Here is a 16501-nt window from a genome sequence, read left to right on the forward strand (position 1 = left end):
TCAGCGCGCGGGCGTGTTCACGTTGCTGCGCACCAGCGCGCGCACCGCGAAGCGATTGGGGTGACACGCCTCGGCCACGCTGCGCGGTAGTGGCAGCGGTTCGTCGTGCAGCCAGGCGGCGAGCAGCTCGCCGCATAGCGGTGCGGTAATCAACCCGCGCGAACCGTGGCCGCTGTTGACGTACAGGCCGTCGAGCCACGGGCACGGCGCCTGCGGCACGTGGCGGGCATCCTTGCGCAGCGCGGCATAGGTGTCGGCGAACGGTGCGCTGTCTGCCAGCGGGCCGACAATCGGCAGGTAGTCGGGGCTGGTGCAGCGGAAGGCGGCGCGACCCTCAAGGTCCTCGGCCGGGAGGGCGTCGGCGTGCAGGCGCTGTACCAGGTCTGGGGAGATCTCGTGCAGCAGCGCCAGGTTGCCCGCGTGCTCGGCGGCGGTGGGCGTGAGGTCCTGGCTTTTGAAATCAAAGCTGGCGCCCAGGGTATGTTCGCCCAGGCGAGCCGGTGCCACGTAGCCTTCGGCGCACACCACGCTGCTCAGCGCTGCGCTGGCGGCGGTTTGCGGCAGGCGCGTGATCTGCCCGCGGATGCGTTTGAGTGGCAGCTCCGCACAGGCGGCAAACCGCGTGACATCGGCGGCGCCCGCCAGCACCACCACCGGCGCGCTGGCCAGCAGGGTTTCACCGTCCCAGGCCTGCCAGTGGTCGTCGACTTTGCGCAGTTGCAGTACGTCACGATGGGCCAGCAACTCAACACCCGGTTGTGTGGCTTGCCACTGGCACAGTGCGGGCGGATGCACCCAGCCACCTTCAGGGAAAAACAGCCCGCCGGTTTGCAGCACGATGCCGGCCCGGACCTGGGCCTGATCCTTGTCCAGCAGATGCAGCAGGTCTGGTGCAAACGCCTGCGCCAATTGCGCCTGGCGTTCGGCTTCCTTGGCATTGAAGGCCAGTTGCAGCACGCCGCAGCCGTCCCAATCCACCCCGCGTTGCAACTGCTCCAACAGGCGCCGGGTGTGGCCGAAGCCACTGACGATCATCTGCGACAACGCTGTGCCGTGGGCCGATAGCTTGAGGTACAGCACGCCTTGCGGGTTGCCCGATGCCTCTTCGGCCAAGCCGGCGTGGCGTTCCAGCAGGCTGACCTGCCAGCCGCGCGCCGCCAGGCTGGCCGCGCTGGCGCAACCGGCGAGGCCGCCGCCGATCACCAGGGCGCGGCGCTCGCCGTTAAATGCAGGTGGTCGCGCGAACCAGGGTTTGATGGCAGCCGGCGCGGGTGTCTCCGCCGGCCAGCCAAGGAACTCGCCGCGCAGGATTTCCCACTTGTGGCCAATCCCCGGCGTGCGCTTCATCTTGAACCCGGCGGCGTTGATCAGGCGCCGCACCCAGCCGGTGCTGGTGAAGGTGCTGATGGTCGAACCCGGCGCGGCCAGGCGTGCCAGCTCGGCAAACAGCTCGGCGGTCCACATGTCGGGGTTTTTCGCCGGGGCGAAACCGTCGAGAAACCACGCGTCGATCTGCGCATCCAGTTGCGGTAGCTGCTCCAGAGCATCACCGATCAACAGGGTCAGGGTGACGCGGCCATTGTCCAGCACCAGACGCTGGAAGCCCTGGTGGATGGCGACATACTGCGCCAGCAACTGCTCGGCCCAGGGCTTGAGTTCTGGCCACAGGGCCAGAGCACGTTGCAGGTCGGCGTGGCTCAGGGGGTACTTCTCCACGCTGACAAAGTGCAGGCGGGCGCCGGACACGGCGTGCTGATCAAACAACTGCCAGGCACACAGGAAATTCAACCCGGTACCAAAGCCGGTCTCGCCAATCACCAATCGTCCGCCCACGGGAAGCGCGGCAAAGCGCTGTTGCAGGTGGTTCTGTTCAAGGAACACATAACGGGTTTCGTCCAGGCCCGACTGATCGGAGAAGTACACGTCGTCGAAGACCCGCGAACGCGGGCGTCCCTGGTCGTCCCAGTCAAGTTGGGCATGTGGCGATACGGGGTTCATGGGCAACTCGGCAAAGGCAAGGCGGCCATTCTAGCCGATCGTGGCGGTGGCTACCGATCCGCGCTGGGCGGTGGTGGTAGCCCGCTGATACTTGCATGCAAAAAATGCCCGAATCGGTCCGGGTAACGATCAACTATCTGCGTAAATTCAAAGGCTTGCGTCGGGGTATGGTGAATGACTGATTAATGGGCAATAAGGGATATTGCAGATGCCGGACCAGGATGATTTGACCAAGACATGCACCCAATTGACGCAGCGCCAGTTGCAAGCCGCGCTACTGGAAATCACCAGCGACCTGCCCAAGGCCGAGGTCCTGCAAAAGCGCCTGCCGGGCTGGATGATAAACGCCCCCAAAGGTGTACTGGAGACACTGGAACGGGACGCGGCGCAGATTGATGAGGCCAGGGCCGCAGTCGCCGGACGCTTGCTCCCATTACGCTCCCTGGATGAGTTTTGCAGTGCGCAATTGAAGGCTTACTGCCAGAAGCACTGGCAGGTCACGATTGAACCGCAGAAGGACCTGTTCGTGCGGGCCTTCTATGAATACCAGAAAGAAGTCCTGCCGCTGGATTATGTCAGGACCATCAAGCTGGAACAGCAGACCCTGCTGCACATGGCCCTGCAGAACTTTACCGAGGACGAGACGCAAGAGGCGCATTTTCCACAGCAGTCGCGGCTGCAATTCGGCTCAGCCTCACGTGGGGTGATCCCCGTCTCCGTGCAGGCATTTGCCAAGGGCTGTCGCGACCTTGATGTAGGCGGCTTGTATCAGCAGCACATCAGTGACGTGTTCAACCTTGACGCTGGCGCGCCGGGAGATAACGCCTACCTCAATGGTGTAGCGCTCGACATCGGTTGGATGAAAACCCTGGATGTGAAAATCGACGCGCACATTGCCTGCATGCGTGGCGATATCACCCGCGAGACCTATGACCTGTTATGCACACTGCTGGATCGGAAGATGGATCCTGAGCAGGCCAGGGGTCTGTTGTTTCAAGGGCGCCAGGTCATCTGGCAAGGCTTGAATGCGCTGGATTGCTGCCTGTGGAGCGTGCTGGTGTTTTCCGGCTGGCCAATTGCCGATTACCCGCAGGAGCCCTGTGTGGTGTACATGCCCAATGAGCCGGGGCGACCGTTTTTTGAGTACCCATCGCTCAACGATTTCAAGGTCTACCTGGACTTGAAGCTGGAAGTCAGCACCTACCGCACGTTCTTTGCGCGTTACCTGGGCGAAATAGACCGAGTCGGTTTTTTCAGCCGTTTTGACCAGCACCGTACCTTGGGCGTGTTGGCGGCCAGGGCCATCACCACTAGCCTGGCGCAGCACTTTTTTGCGACCTATGCGGGCAAATTGCAAATAGACGCCCGCACCCTGGCGGTCCCGGTGGTGGATGTCGACGAGCAGGTGCGCAAACAGCGTCTGCAGGAGTATCTGGACGCCGGGCTGACGTTGCTCAACCTTGCTGGTTTTATAGTCCCGGCATTGGGCCTGTTGATGACCAGCGTGGCGGTGGGACAGATGCTCGGCGAGGTGTACGACGGTATCGAGGACTGGCGCCGTGGCGACAAGGAGGAGGCGCTCGGACAGTTGGTGGCCGTGGCGCAGGACATCACGTCAATGGTGTTGTTCGCTGCGGGGGCCAAGGTGGTGGGCAAGGTCTTCAAGCGCACCCGACAAAGCTATGCCGGTTACTTCAAAACGTTGGAAGCGGTGCGTTCGAGGGATGGGCAGCCACGGTTGTGGCGGCCTGACATCGGACAGTATTCCCACGATCATCACCTGATCGACGACGTGGCTGCCGACGCGCAAGGCCTCTACCAGGTGGGCGCTCGCTCATACGTCAAAGTCGGCGACAACCTGCATCAGGTGACCTATGAGCCGCAGCAGGGACTGTGGCGAGCCAGCCACCGTACGCGGCAGACGGCCTATCGTCCGGTGATGCTGCACAACGGTGAGGGGGCCTGGCGTTTTTCATTCGAAGATCCCGAGGAGTGGGAAGATCAGGACTATTTGTTTTCCCGCCTGGAGCCGAGCAGTCGTCACCCCGCATTGGACTCGCGCAAGCTGCGGCTGGTTAACGACATCATCGACAAGCCCCACCGCTGGGGGTATCACCTGGCGCAGGAATGCCTGCCCTTTGCGGCGCGCTTTCGTGATCTGTATGAGCGTTTCCGGTTGGAGCAGTCGATACGCGACCTGGTGTGGCTGTTGGAGCGCGGGGGGTACCGCAATGGGCAAAGTGCGACCGCGCAAATGCACGCGTTGCCGCTGCTACCGGGTTGGCCCCAAGGTCGTTATTTTGAGGTGCTGAATGCTCAAGGTGGCGTCACGGCGCGTTATCCCGCCGCCGGCCCGTTTGAGGCGTCTCAGGCATTGCGCCTCAGCGAGCAGGCCGTGGGTGAAGGGCAGGTGTTTGACGTGTTGCTGTCAGGCCTGGATACGCAACAAAAGGTCGGACTGTTGGGTGAAGGCGTGTCCGCCAATGAGGAGCACGCGGCGTTGGCGCGTCAATTGCTCGCACAGCTCAAGGCTGATCGAAGACCGTTGTTTGAACAGTTGTATCAGGCCTACGACGGGCCAGTGCCCGAGGAGTGGGCGCCGCTGCGTCAGGCCTGCCCGCAACTGCCCACCCGCGTGATGCGCGAGCTGATGGCCCAGGCGTCCTCCGTTGAGCGTCAAGCCCTGCGTGACACTCAGCGTGTGCCAATGGCCCTGGCAGAAGCGGTGCGCTTGAGCGCGGAGACACAGCGCCTGGATCGTGCTTTGGCCGGTTTCGAGCAGCCGGAGTTGGCCGGTCTCGACACCCAGTGTGTGGCGGTGCGCATGCTGCCGCGCGTCGAAGGTTGGGATAGCGCGTTGCAACTGGAATTGCGCCAGGATTCGCCCACCGGGTCACTGTTGGCCCTGGGCGCGAGGGAGGGCGCGAGCGTACGTCGAGTGGTGGTCAGTTCGGCGGCGGGCTTTGCGCCGTTCGACGCCAACGGCGCCAGTATGGGGCCGACCCAGGCCGGTTCCGACGGGCTGTTCGAGGCGATTATACAAACGCTCTCGGACACCCAGCGCAGCGCCCTGGAACTGCCGCTGAACCCGAGCGAAGGTGGATGGAGGCTGCGCCGCAGGGTGGCGGCCCGCGCGCAGAGCGAGCGTGTGGTGGCGGGCGAAGCGTTTTCCGACAAGGCTGGCGAGCCACTTGAACAGGAGGTCTCCTGCCGCATGGCGGACTCTCCGACCAGCCCGCTGCCGCTCGCTTCGCCTCTGGTGCGCAAGGTGCGCAAAATCTATCCGCTGTTCAGTGACGTACAGGCAGCAGAGTTGTTGCGCAGCCTGGGGACGGATGCCCTGGCCCAAGCCAAGGCCGTTGCCCGTCTGCAGGCTGACCTGGAACGCCTGCGCACGGTCCTCAAACACTGGAAGAGCAACGTCGGCGACCTGGCGGCGCAGCCGGGCATGGGGGATGTCCGCGAGAGCCGCCAGCAAGTGGCCGAGCGGATTGAAGCCTGCTGGCGCCGCCAGAGCTTTGTCCTCGACGATCAACAAGTGCCCGTGCCGGGGCTGATATTGGATGGCATGCGCGTGGGCGCATTGCCGAACCTGCCCCCCGAAATCCGCTTTGACCATGTTCGGCAACTGTCCCTGAAAAACATGCGTCTGGGCGATGATGTGGCGTATTTCCTCAAGTGCTTCAAGGGGCTGCGGCGCCTTAACCTGGACCGCAACCGCCTGAGCCGGCTCCCGGAATACCTCTCGCGGATGCCCGAACTGACCAGTTTGTCCTTGCCCCACAATCAACTGGCGCTGACGACGTATACCCAGCGAAAACTGGCTGATATGCACACGCTGCGTTTGTTGGACCTGAGCCACAACCCCATCGAGGCGCATCTGGACGTGAGTAACATGCGCGATTTGCAAACCCTGTTACTGCAGGACGCCAGGCTGGTGGACCTGCCCGTCGGGATCGCACGCCTGGCCCATCTGGAACAGGTCGACCTGCGCAGCAACTGGATCACGGTATTGCCCGACTGGTTGTTTGCGTCGACACGCAGGTACAGCCAGGCGATCAATCTGGGTGGCAACCCATTGTCCTCGACGACAATGACGGCGCTGATTCGCTACCGCGATGCAGTGGGCATTGGCATGGGCTATGTGGAGGACGATCAGTCACGTTTCACCGAGTTGAAGGCCAGGCGGACCTGGCTGCCGGACGAGGTAGCGGCCGCCGATGCCGGCAAGCGGGCGATCTGGGCCAACCTGCGCGACGATCCGGAATCGGTGCCGCTGATGACGTTGTTGGCGCAACTCTCCGGCGCCGCCGACAGCCGTTACGTGCGTGAGGACATGACCCGGCGTGTCTGGGAGGTCCTGCAGGCGACCCATGACAGCGTCGAGTTACGCGAGCAGGTGTTTCAACTGGTAGCCCATCCGGCGAACTGTGTCGATGGCGCGACAGAGATTTTCAGCCAGGTCGAAGTGCTCAAGGCCGTGGCGAACGCCACGCGCCAGGCCGGCCGTGGGCAAGGCAACTCCGGGGTGCTGCTGACCCTGGGGCGCGGCTTGTTTCGCCTCAGTGAGCTGGAAAAGATTGCCGCCACTTACGCCGCCGAACATGCCAGCGAAGACCCGCTGGAGGTCAGCCTGGCGTATCGGGTCGGTTTGGCGAAGATCCTGCAGTTGCCGGGGCAACCCAAGCACATGCGCTACGGGTCATTGGCTGACTTGACCAGCGAGAACCTGGAGCGGGCGCATGAGCAAGTCCTCATTGCCGAGCTGTCGCCGGTATTTTTGCGGTTTATTGCCCAGCTCTCGTTCTGGAAGGCCCATCTCAAACAGCAGTTTCCCGAGACGTTCAGGCGCGCTGCCGAGCCGTTTGACAGTCAACAGCAGGCGCTCTTCGAGAACAGTCAGAACCTCACCGATGGTGAATACCTGGCACAAATGGAAGGCCTGCGCGCGCCGCGCAGGCAGGCGATCAACGAGGTGATGGAGCGGCTGACCCAGCAGATGATGAAGTATCAGGACCTGGATATCTGCCATCTACCTGAAGACTAGCCGGCAGGGTTGCTGATTGATCCATGGCAAGCGCTATTCAATTGCTTGCCCGTGGTGCAGCCCAATCCGCTAGTCTTGATTGATCTTGGAAGGGAGTTGCCCATGTTCGAATCCGCAGAAATTGGTCACGCCGTCGACAAAGACACCTACGACGCCGAAGTGCCGGCCCTGCGTGAAGCGTTGTTGGAAGTGCAGTACGAGCTGCAACAGCAAAAGCGCTTCCCGGTGATCATCCTGATTAATGGCGTCGAAGGTGCTGGCAAAGGCGAGACCGTCAAGCTGCTCAATGAGTGGATGGACCCGCGCCTGATCGAAGTCCGTACCTTCGATCAGCAAACCGATGAGGAACTGGCCCGCCCGCCGGCCTGGCGGTACTGGCGGCAGTTGCCCGCCAAGGGCCGCATGGGTGTCTTTTTCGGCAACTGGTACAGCCAGATGCTGCAAGGCCGCGTACATGGGCAGATAAAGGACGCGCGTCTCGATCAGGCCATCGCCGGTGCCGAGCGCCTGGAAAAAATGCTCTGTGATGAAGGTGCGCTGATCTTCAAATTCTGGTTTCACCTTTCCAAGAAACAGATGAAGGCGCGGCTAAAGGCCTTGGCCGACGACCCACTGCACAGTTGGCGCATCAGCCCGCTGGACTGGCAGCAATCACAGACCTACGACAAGTTCGTGCACTTTGGCGAGCGGGTGCTGCGTCGCACCAGCCGCGACTACGCGCCGTGGCATGTGATCGAAGGTGTCGACAGCAATTACCGCAGCCTCACCGTGGGCAAGCTACTGCTCGAAGGCATGCAAACCGCGTTGAAACTGCCCAAAGGCAAGGCCAGCGGCATGAACCCCGCGCCGCTGATACCGTCGGTGGATAAGAAGGGGCTGCTCGACAGCCTCGACTTGAGCCAGCATCTGGACAAGGACGATTACGAAGAACAACTGATCACCGAGCAAGCGCGATTCTCTGGCCTGATGCGTGACAAACGCATGCGCAAGCACGCCTTGATCACGGTGTTCGAAGGCAATGATGCGGCGGGCAAGGGCGGCGCGATTCGCCGGGTTGCAGCGGCGCTGGACCCACGCCAATACCATATCGTGCCGATTGCCGCGCCCAGTGAGGACGAACGCGCCCAACCGTACCTATGGCGGTTCTGGCAGAAGATCCCGGCGCGCGGCATGTTCACCGTGTTCGACCGCTCGTGGTACGGCCGCGTGCTGGTGGAGCGAGTCGAAGGTTTCTGCTCTGCGGCGGACTGGATGCGCGCCTATGGCGAGATCAATGACTTTGAAGAACAACTGCGTGATGCGGGCGTGATCGTGGTCAAGTTCTGGCTGGCGATTGACAAGGACACGCAGCTGGAACGCTTTCAGGCCCGTGAGGAAATCCCTTTCAAACGCTTCAAAATCACCGAAGACGACTGGCGCAACCGCGACAAGTGGGACGACTACCGCGCTGCGGTGGGCGATATGGTTGACCGTACCAGCACCGAAATCTCGCCCTGGACCCTGGTGGAGGCCAATGACAAGCGCTGGGCGCGGGTCAAGGTGCTTCGCACGATTAACCTTGCTTTAGAAGAAGCGTTCGCCAAGTCCGACAAGCACGATAAAAAGAAGAAGAAATAACTACGTGGTTTGCGCGCCGTGCTGGTTGGGGAGCGCAGACTTTTTTTGGTGAGCTGGCTGTGTGTGGTGGATTCGCTTTTTGTAGTGAGCAGGCTTGCCCTGCGCTGGGGCGCGAAGCGGCCCCAATCCAGTCGCCGCGTTTCTCCAGGCAGAACCCAATGGCCGGTTTTAGGGCCGCTTCGCAGCCCAGCGCAGGGCAAGCCTGCTCACCACAAAGGTTGTGTTCGCCATCAGGTATAGGCTCAACGCAAAGAGCCTGTTCACCTCAACAAACGACCCCACTCGTGCTGGTTGAGGAGAGCAGGCGTGTTTGTGGTGGCTGTGCTTTTTGTGGTGAACCGGCTGTGTGTGGTGAGTTTTCTTTTTGTGGTGAGCAGGCTTTGTATGGTGGGTTCGCTTGTTGTAGTGAGCAGGCTTGCCCTGCGCTGGGGCGCGAAGCGGCCCCAATCCAGTCGCCGCGTTTCTCCAGGCAGAACCCAATGGCCGGTTTTAGGGCCGCTTCGCAGCCCAGCGCAGGGCAAGCCTGCTCACCACAAAAAAGTTGTGTTCGCCATTCAGGTATAGGCTCACCGCAAACAGCCCGTTCACCTCAACAAACGAACCCACCCGTGCGGCTTGAGGAGAGCAGGCTTTTTTGTGGCGACTGTACTTTTTGTGGTGAACCGGCTGTGTGTGGTGTGTGGTGTGTGGTGACTTTGCTTTTTGTGGTGCGCCAGCAGTGTGTGGTGGGTTCGTTTTTTGTAGTGAGCAGGCTTGCCCTGCGCTGGGGCGCGAAGCGGCCCCAATCCAGTCGCCGCGTTTCTCCAGGCAGAACCCAATGGCCGGTTTTAGGGCCGCTTCGCAGCCCAGCGCAGGGCAAGCCTGCTCACCACAGAAAGGTTGTGTTCGCCATCAGGTATAGGCTCACCGCAAAGAGCCTATTCACCTCAACAATCGACCCCACTCGTGCGAGTTGAGGAGAGCAGGCGTTTTTGTGGTGGCTGTGCTTTTTGTGGTGAACCGGCTGTGTGTGGTGTGTGGTGACTTTGCTTTTTGTGGTGCGCCAGCAGTGTGTGGTGAGTTTGCTTTTTGTAGTGAGCAGGCTTGTCCTGCGCTGAGGCGCGAAGCGGCCCCAATCCAGTCGCCGCGTTTCTCCAGGCAGAACCCAATGGCCGGTTTTAGGGCCGCTTCGCAGCCCAGCGCAGGGCAAGCCTGCTCACCACAAAGGTTGTGTTCGCCATCAGGTATAGGCTCACCGCAAAGAGTCTGTTCACCTCAACAAACGACCCCACCCGTGCGGCTTGAGGAGAGCAGGCGTTTTTGTGGTGGCTGTGCTTTTTGTGGTGAACCGGCTGTGTGTGGTGGGTTCGCTTTTTGTAGTGAGCAGGCTTGCCCTGCGCTGGGGCGCGAAGCGGCCCCAATCCAGTCGCCGCGTTTCTCCAGGCAGAACCCAATGGCCGGTTTTAGGGCCGCTTCGCAGCCCAGCGCAGGGCAAGCCTGCTCACCACAAAAAGGTTGTGTTCGCCATCAGGTATAGGCTCACCGCAAAGAGCCTGTTCACCTCAACAATCGACCCCACTCGTGCGAGTTGAGGAGAGCAGGCGTTTTTGTGGTGGCTGTGCTTTTTGTGGTGAACCGGCTGTGTGTGGTGTGTGGTGACTTTGCTTTTTGTGGTGCGCCAGCAGTGTGTGGTGAGTTTGCTTTTTGTAGTGAGCAGGCTTGCCCTGCGCTGGGGCGCGAAGCGGCCCCAATCCAGTCGCCGCGTTTCTCCAGGCAGAACCCAATGGCCGGTTTTAGGGCCGCTTCGCAGCCCAGCGCAGGGCAAGCCTGCTCACCACAAAAAGGTTGTGTTCGCCATCAGGTATAGGCTCACCGCAAAGAGTCTGTTCACCTCAACAAACGACCCCACCCGTGATGGTTGAGGAGAGCAGGCGTTTTTGTGGTGACTGTGCTTTTTGGGGGGAACCGGCTGTGTGTGGTGACTTTGCTTTTTGTCGTGAGCAGGCCTGCCCCGCGCCGGGGCGCGAAGCGGTCCCACCCCAAAGTCCCACTGCTTCAGTCAGCCATGGTTTTGTATATGCCGGGTGAATGATCATCGCGGTTGCCTGGGCCTGGATCTATCCTCGATCCATCGCCCAACAACCATAAGATCGAGGTAGCCCATGCGTGAAGTAGTCATCGTCGACAGCGTACGAACCGGCCTGGCCAAGTCCTTTCGCGGCAAGTTCAACCAGACCCGTCCGGATGACATGGCGGCTCATTGCGTCAACGCGCTGCTCACCCGCAACGGCATCGACCCGGCGACGGTTGAAGATTGCATCGTCGGCGCGGGCTCCAATGAGGGGGCCCAGGGCTACAACATCGGGCGTAACGTGGCGGTGCTGTCGCAACTGGGCACTGGCACGGCGGGCATGACCCTCAACCGTTTCTGCTCATCGGGCTTACAGGCGATTGCCATCGCTGCCAACCAGATCGCCTCGGGCTGCAGCGACATCATCGTCGCCGGTGGCGTCGAGTCCATCAGTCTGACCATGAAAAGCGTCAACACCGACAACCTGATCAACCCGCTGCTCAAAGAGCAAGTACCGGGCATTTACTTCCCCATGGGCCAGACCGCCGAAATCGTCGCGCGCCGCTACAACGTCAGCCGCGAAGAACAGGATCTCTACGCCCTGCAAAGCCAGCAACGTACCGCCCAAGCCCAGGCCGATGGTTTGTTCAATGACGAAATCGTGCCGATGGCGGTCAAGTACAAGGTCGAGGACAAAAACACCGGCGCGGTGCAGATTCTCGACGGCGTGGTCGATCGCGACGACTGCAACCGCCCCGACACCACCCTGGCGAGCCTGCAAGGCTTGAAACCAGTGTTCGCCGAGGACGGCTCGGTGACAGCGGGTAACTCGTCGCAACTGTCCGACGGCGCCTCGATGACCCTGGTGATGAGCCTGGAAAAAGCCCTGGAACTGGGGCTCAAGCCCAAGGCGTTTTTCCGTGGCTTCACTGTGGCTGGCTGCGAGCCGGACGAAATGGGCATCGGTCCGGTGTTTTCAGTGCCCAAGCTGCTCAAGGCGCGTGGCTTGCAAGTGGCGGATATCGACCTGTGGGAACTCAACGAAGCGTTTGCCTCGCAGTGCCTGTACGCGCGCAATCGTCTGGAAATCGACAACGCCAAATACAACGTCAACGGCGGATCGATTTCCATCGGCCACCCGTTCGGCATGACCGGTTCGCGGCAAGTGGGGCATCTGGTGCGTGAGTTGCAACGGCGTAACCTGCGTTATGGCGTCGTCACCATGTGCGTGGGTGGCGGCATGGGCGCCACCGGACTGTTCGAAGCCGTTCGCTAAGCAAAATGTGGGAGGGGGCAAGCCCCCTCCCACAGGTGAGCAGCGCCATATCCAAATTCGTCCACTTGCCTCTAGAATGCGGTCTCCACTTCCTCTGGCTTCTGGGGCACTCATGCACATCTCTTCCGGCCGCTGGGTCTATGGCTTTGGCTTGACCCTGCTGACCGCGTTCCTCTGGGGCATTCTGCCGATCAAACTCAAGCAAGTGCTGCAGGTGATGGACCCGATCACCGTCACCTGGTTTCGCCTGACCGTGGCCGGCGGTTGTCTGTTCGTCTACCTTGCGGCCACCAAGCGTTTGCCCAGCCGCAAAGTGCTCGGCCCCAAGGGCGGTTGGCTGGTGGCGATGGCGGTATGCGGCCTGGTGGGCAACTACGTGTTGTACCTGGTGGGCCTGAAATCGCTCAGCCCCGGCACCGCACAGTTGGTCGTGCAGATGGGGCCGATCTTTTTGATGATCGCCAGCGTGTTTGTGTTCAAGGAACGTTTCAGCCGCGGGCAAGTGGTGGGATTGGTCGTCTTGATCGCAGGCTTCGGCCTGTTCTTCAACCAGCGCCTGGAGGAATTGCTGACGTCCCTCGGCACTTACACCGCCGGGGTGCTGACGATCCTGCTCGCTACGTCGATCTGGGTGTTCTATGCCCTGGGTCAGAAGCAATTGCTGACCGTGTGGAATTCGCTGCAAGTCATGATGGTGATCTACCTCACCTGCGCCTTGTTGCTCACGCCCTGGGCCCATCCGCTGGAAGCGCTGCAACTGAGCCCGCTGCAAGGCTGGCTGCTGTTGGCGTGCTGCATGAATACGCTGGTGGCCTACGGCGCGTTTGCCGAAGCCCTGGCCCATTGGGAAGCCTCGCGGGTGAGTGCGACCCTGGCGCTCACGCCGCTGGTGACCTTTGTGGCGGTCGCCTTGGCGGCCTGGCTATGGCCGGACTACGTGCAGGCCGAAGAGATCAACGCCCTGGGCTATGCCGGGGCGCTGGTGGTGGTGCTGGGGTCGGCGACTGTCGCGCTGGCGCCGTCGTTGCTCGCCGGGCTCAAGGCCCGGCGGCTGCGTTTGGCGTCTTAATGCCCGGCTTCGAGCATATTTTCCGGGCGTACCCACTGGTCGAACTCTTCGTCAGTGAGGTAGCCCAACTCCAGCGCGGCTTCCCGTAGCGTCAGCCCCTCGGCGTAGGCTTTCTTGGCGATCTCTGCTGATTTGTCGTAGCCGATATGCGGGTTGAGCGCCGTCACCAGCATCAGTCCGCGCTCCAGGTGTTCGGCCATTTTCTCGGCGTCGGGCTCCAGGCCGGCAATGCAATGCTCCTGAAAGTTATTGCAGCCATCGGCGAGCAGGCGGATCGACTCCAGCAGGTTGTGGATGATCACCGGCTTGTACACGTTCAACTGCAAGTGTCCCTGGCTCGCGGCGATACCGATGGTCACGTCGTTGCCCAGTACTTGGCAGGCGAGCATCGACAGCGCTTCGCACTGCGTCGGGTTGACCTTGCCCGGCATGATCGAACTGCCCGGCTCGTTGGCCGGCAGCTTCACTTCCGCAAGCCCCGCGCGCGGTCCGGAACCGAGCAGGCGCAGGTCGTTGGCGATTTTCATCAGGGCCACGGCCAGGGTTTTCAGGGCGCCGTGCAACGTCACTAGCGGCTCATGGCCGGAGAGGGCGGCGAATTTGTTCGGTGCGGTGACGAATGGCAGCCCCGAGAGCGCTGCCAACTCGGCTGCAATGGCCTCGCCAAAACCATGGGGCGAATTGAGCCCGGTGCCCACGGCCGTGCCGCCCTGGGCCAGTTCACACACTTGGGGCAGGGCACTGCGGATGGCGCGTTCGGCGTAGTCGAGTTGGGCGATAAACGCCGAGAGTTCCTGGCCGAACGTGATCGGCGTGGCGTCCATCATGTGCGTGCGGCCGGTCTTGACCAGCTTCATATGCCGCGCGGCTTGCTCGGCCAGACCGCCGGAAAGCGTAGCGATCGCCGGTAACAAACGTTGATGGACGGCCTGCACCGCCGCAATGCTCATGGCCGTCGGGAAGCAATCATTGGAACTCTGGGAACGGTTCACATGGTCGTTCGGGTGTACCGGGTTCTTGCCGCCGCGTTGATTGCCTGCCAGTTCGTTGGCACGGCCGGCGATCACTTCATTGGCGTTCATGTTGCTCTGGGTGCCGCTGCCGGTCTGCCACACCACTAATGGGAATTGGTCGTCATGGTTGCCGGCGAGGACTTCATCGGCGGCCTGTTCGATCAGGCGGGCGATGTCGGCGGGCAGGTCGCCGTTGCGGTCGTTGACCCGTGCGGCTGCCTTTTTGATCAGGGTCAGGGCGTGCAATACCGGCAAGGGCATGCGCTGGTCGCCGATGGCGAAATTCACCAGCGAGCGTTGGGTCTGGGCGCCCCAGTAAGCGTCATCCGGGACATGCACTTCTCCCAGGCTGTCGGTTTCGATACGGCTCATCGGGCACACTCCTTAGGTTCGTTTGCGCAGTTTAGGCCGTGATTGACCTGGTGGGTTCCCTAAAAGACTTTTCATCGGGCAATCCGCGCCCGGCAAGGCCTGGGGTTGAGCCGCGAGGTTTTTTAGGCGCAGAATGGGCGCCCTTGGGGTCTTACCTCGCCAGCTAGAAAGGAAACTCGATGACTCGTCTTCGTGCCATCTGTACCGCGGTTGCTCTGGTTTGCGCCAGCGGCCAGGTTTTTGCCGATACCGCCAGCCACAACGCCAGTGCCGAAGCCTTCCTTACCCTGGCCCATGCCGACAAGCTGGGTACCCCGGTGTACATGCAAGTGCAGCAAATGTTCGCCCAGCGTTTCGAGCAGACTAAGGCGCCTGCCGCCAAGCAGTCCGTACTGGACAGCTACCAGGCCAAGGCCAACGCCGCCCTGGACCAAGCTATCGGCTGGCCGAAGCTGAAGCCGGACATGGTCAAGCTCTACACCACCAATTTCAGCGAATCCGAGCTCAAGGACCTGGTAGCGTTCTACCAGTCGCCACTGGGCAAGAAAGTCCTGGAAAAAATGCCGCAACTGACCCAGCAATCGGCCCAGATGACTCAGGCCAAGCTGGAAAGCGCCGTTCCGGTGGTCAACAAGCTGTTGGAAGACATGACCAACGAGCTGACGCCTAAAGCCGCTCCGGCCAAGAAGAAGTAAGCAGGAATGATCATGCAACAGCGTATCGAAACGGCGCTCGCCGCCCTGGACCCGCAACACTTGAGCGTGCTGGATGAAAGCCATATGCACAGCCGTGGGTTGCAGACCCACTTCAAGGCCGTGCTGGTCAGTCAGCAGTTCGAAGGGCTCAATCGCGTCAAGCGCCACCAGAAGGTCTACGCCACCCTGGGTGACCTGATGAGCGAGTTTCATGCGCTGGCGCTGCATACCTACACGCCTGAAGAATGGGCGACAATCGACGCAGCCCCGGCCTCGCCGACCTGCGCCGGCGGACATTGACGGGTTATCCCTGATAGAATCCGCAACGCGCCGCTTAGCCGGCGCGTTTTTTTTGCATCCGGTTCACCCTTTACGAGGGTAGCCACCTGGAGAGAACACCCATGACTCAACCGATTGTCGTGGCGGCACTGTATAAGTTCGTCACCCTCGAAGATTACGTCGCTCTGCGCGAGCCCTTGCTGCAGGCGATGGTCGACAACGGCATCAAAGGCACCTTGCTGATCGCCGAAGAAGGCATCAACGGCACCGTTTCCGGTAGCCGCGAAGGCATTGATGGCCTGATGGCCTGGCTGAAGAACGACCCACGCATGGACGACATCGATCACAAAGAGTCGTACTGCGAGGACCAACCGTTCTACCGCACCAAGGTCAAGCTCAAGAAAGAGATCGTGACCCTGGGCGTAGAAGGCGTCGACCCGAACAAAAAGGTCGGCACCTACGTCGACCCGAAAGACTGGAATGCCCTGATCAGCGACCCGGAAGTGCTGCTGATCGACACTCGTAACGATTACGAAGTGTCCATTGGCACCTTTGAAGGCGCAATCGACCCGAAAACCACCAGCTTTCGCGAATTTCCCGACTATATCAAAGCCAACTTCGACCCGGCCAAGCACAAGAAAGTCGCCATGTTCTGCACCGGCGGTATTCGGTGCGAGAAAGCGTCGAGCTACATGCTCAGCGAAGGTTATGGCGAGGTTTACCACCTCAAGGGCGGCATCCTGAAGTACCTCGAAGAGGTGCCTCAGGCAGAAACCAAGTGGCAGGGCGACTGCTTTGTTTTCGATAATCGCGTGACCGTTCGCCACGACTTGAGCGAAGGCGACTACGATCAATGTCATGCCTGCCGCACACCTGTGAGCGTCGAAGACCGCGCCTCCGAGCACTACGTGGCCGGCATTAGCTGCCCTCATTGCTGGGATAAGCTGCCGGAAAAAACCCGCCGCAGCGCGATCGACCGGCAAAAGCAGATTGAACTGGCCAAGGCCCGCAATATGCCGCACCCGATTGGCTTCAACTACAAGCAAACCCCTTCCGAGGCCTGACCTATGTCCGCGCGCCTGCTC

General features: G+C 61.2%; 9 protein-coding genes. 7 read left to right on the forward strand and 2 right to left on the reverse strand.

Annotated features, from left to right (window positions below):
• Positions 1–1998 carry a bifunctional tRNA (5-methylaminomethyl-2-thiouridine)(34)-methyltransferase MnmD/FAD-dependent 5-carboxymethylaminomethyl-2-thiouridine(34) oxidoreductase MnmC gene (gene mnmC, locus ACVWXD_RS04545; protein WP_401380500.1) on the reverse strand — a complete coding sequence of 666 codons (1998 nt, stop codon included), beginning with the start codon at positions 1996–1998 and terminating at the stop codon, positions 1–3.
• A 208-nt stretch (positions 1999–2206) separates the two neighbouring features.
• Between mnmC and ACVWXD_RS04550 the strand changes: the two genes are divergently transcribed.
• The 4 genes from ACVWXD_RS04550 to ACVWXD_RS04565 all read left to right on the forward strand — a co-directional run bounded on the left by ACVWXD_RS04550 (position 2207) and on the right by ACVWXD_RS04565 (position 13057).
• Positions 2207–7045 (forward strand): NEL-type E3 ubiquitin ligase domain-containing protein, encoded by a 4839-nt coding sequence (locus ACVWXD_RS04550; RefSeq protein WP_457370715.1) that lies wholly within the window; start codon positions 2207–2209, stop codon positions 7043–7045.
• Positions 7046–7147: 102 nt separating this feature from the next.
• The gene (pap, locus tag ACVWXD_RS04555; RefSeq protein ID WP_032888070.1) at positions 7148–8662 is read left to right on the forward strand and encodes a polyphosphate:AMP phosphotransferase; all 1515 of its coding nucleotides are present in this window, start codon (positions 7148–7150) and stop codon (positions 8660–8662) included.
• 2141 nt (positions 8663–10803) lie between these two features.
• Positions 10804–11988, forward strand: a complete 1185-nt coding sequence (locus tag ACVWXD_RS04560) for a thiolase family protein (RefSeq protein ID WP_181643217.1) — start codon at positions 10804–10806, stop codon at positions 11986–11988.
• Between the two features lie 112 nt (positions 11989–12100).
• Complete coding sequence (locus tag ACVWXD_RS04565; protein WP_032885947.1) at positions 12101–13057, forward strand: DMT family transporter; 957 nt, start codon at positions 12101–12103, stop codon at positions 13055–13057.
• Here the strand turns inward: ACVWXD_RS04565 and ACVWXD_RS04570 are convergent.
• Positions 13054–14442, reverse strand: coding sequence for a class II fumarate hydratase (locus tag ACVWXD_RS04570; protein WP_457370716.1), 1389 nt, complete (start codon positions 14440–14442; stop codon positions 13054–13056). The two genes, ACVWXD_RS04565 and ACVWXD_RS04570, sit on opposite strands and share 4 nt — an antisense overlap.
• 179 nt (positions 14443–14621) lie before the next feature.
• Between ACVWXD_RS04570 and ACVWXD_RS04575 the strand changes: the two genes are divergently transcribed.
• The 3 genes from ACVWXD_RS04575 to trhO all read left to right on the forward strand — a co-directional run bounded on the left by ACVWXD_RS04575 (position 14622) and on the right by trhO (position 16480).
• Complete coding sequence (locus tag ACVWXD_RS04575; RefSeq protein ID WP_032885944.1) at positions 14622–15137, forward strand: DUF2059 domain-containing protein; 516 nt, start codon at positions 14622–14624, stop codon at positions 15135–15137.
• A gap of 6 nt (positions 15138–15143) precedes the next feature.
• Positions 15144–15437, forward strand: a complete 294-nt coding sequence (locus ACVWXD_RS04580) for a BolA family protein (protein WP_032885943.1) — start codon at positions 15144–15146, stop codon at positions 15435–15437.
• A gap of 101 nt (positions 15438–15538) precedes the next feature.
• The gene (gene trhO, locus ACVWXD_RS04585) at positions 15539–16480 is read left to right on the forward strand and encodes an oxygen-dependent tRNA uridine(34) hydroxylase TrhO (RefSeq protein ID WP_032885941.1); all 942 of its coding nucleotides are present in this window, start codon (positions 15539–15541) and stop codon (positions 16478–16480) included.
• Positions 16481–16501: the final 21 nt, after the last annotated feature.

The sequence above is a fragment of the Pseudomonas sp. TE3911 genome (genome assembly GCF_054062775.1).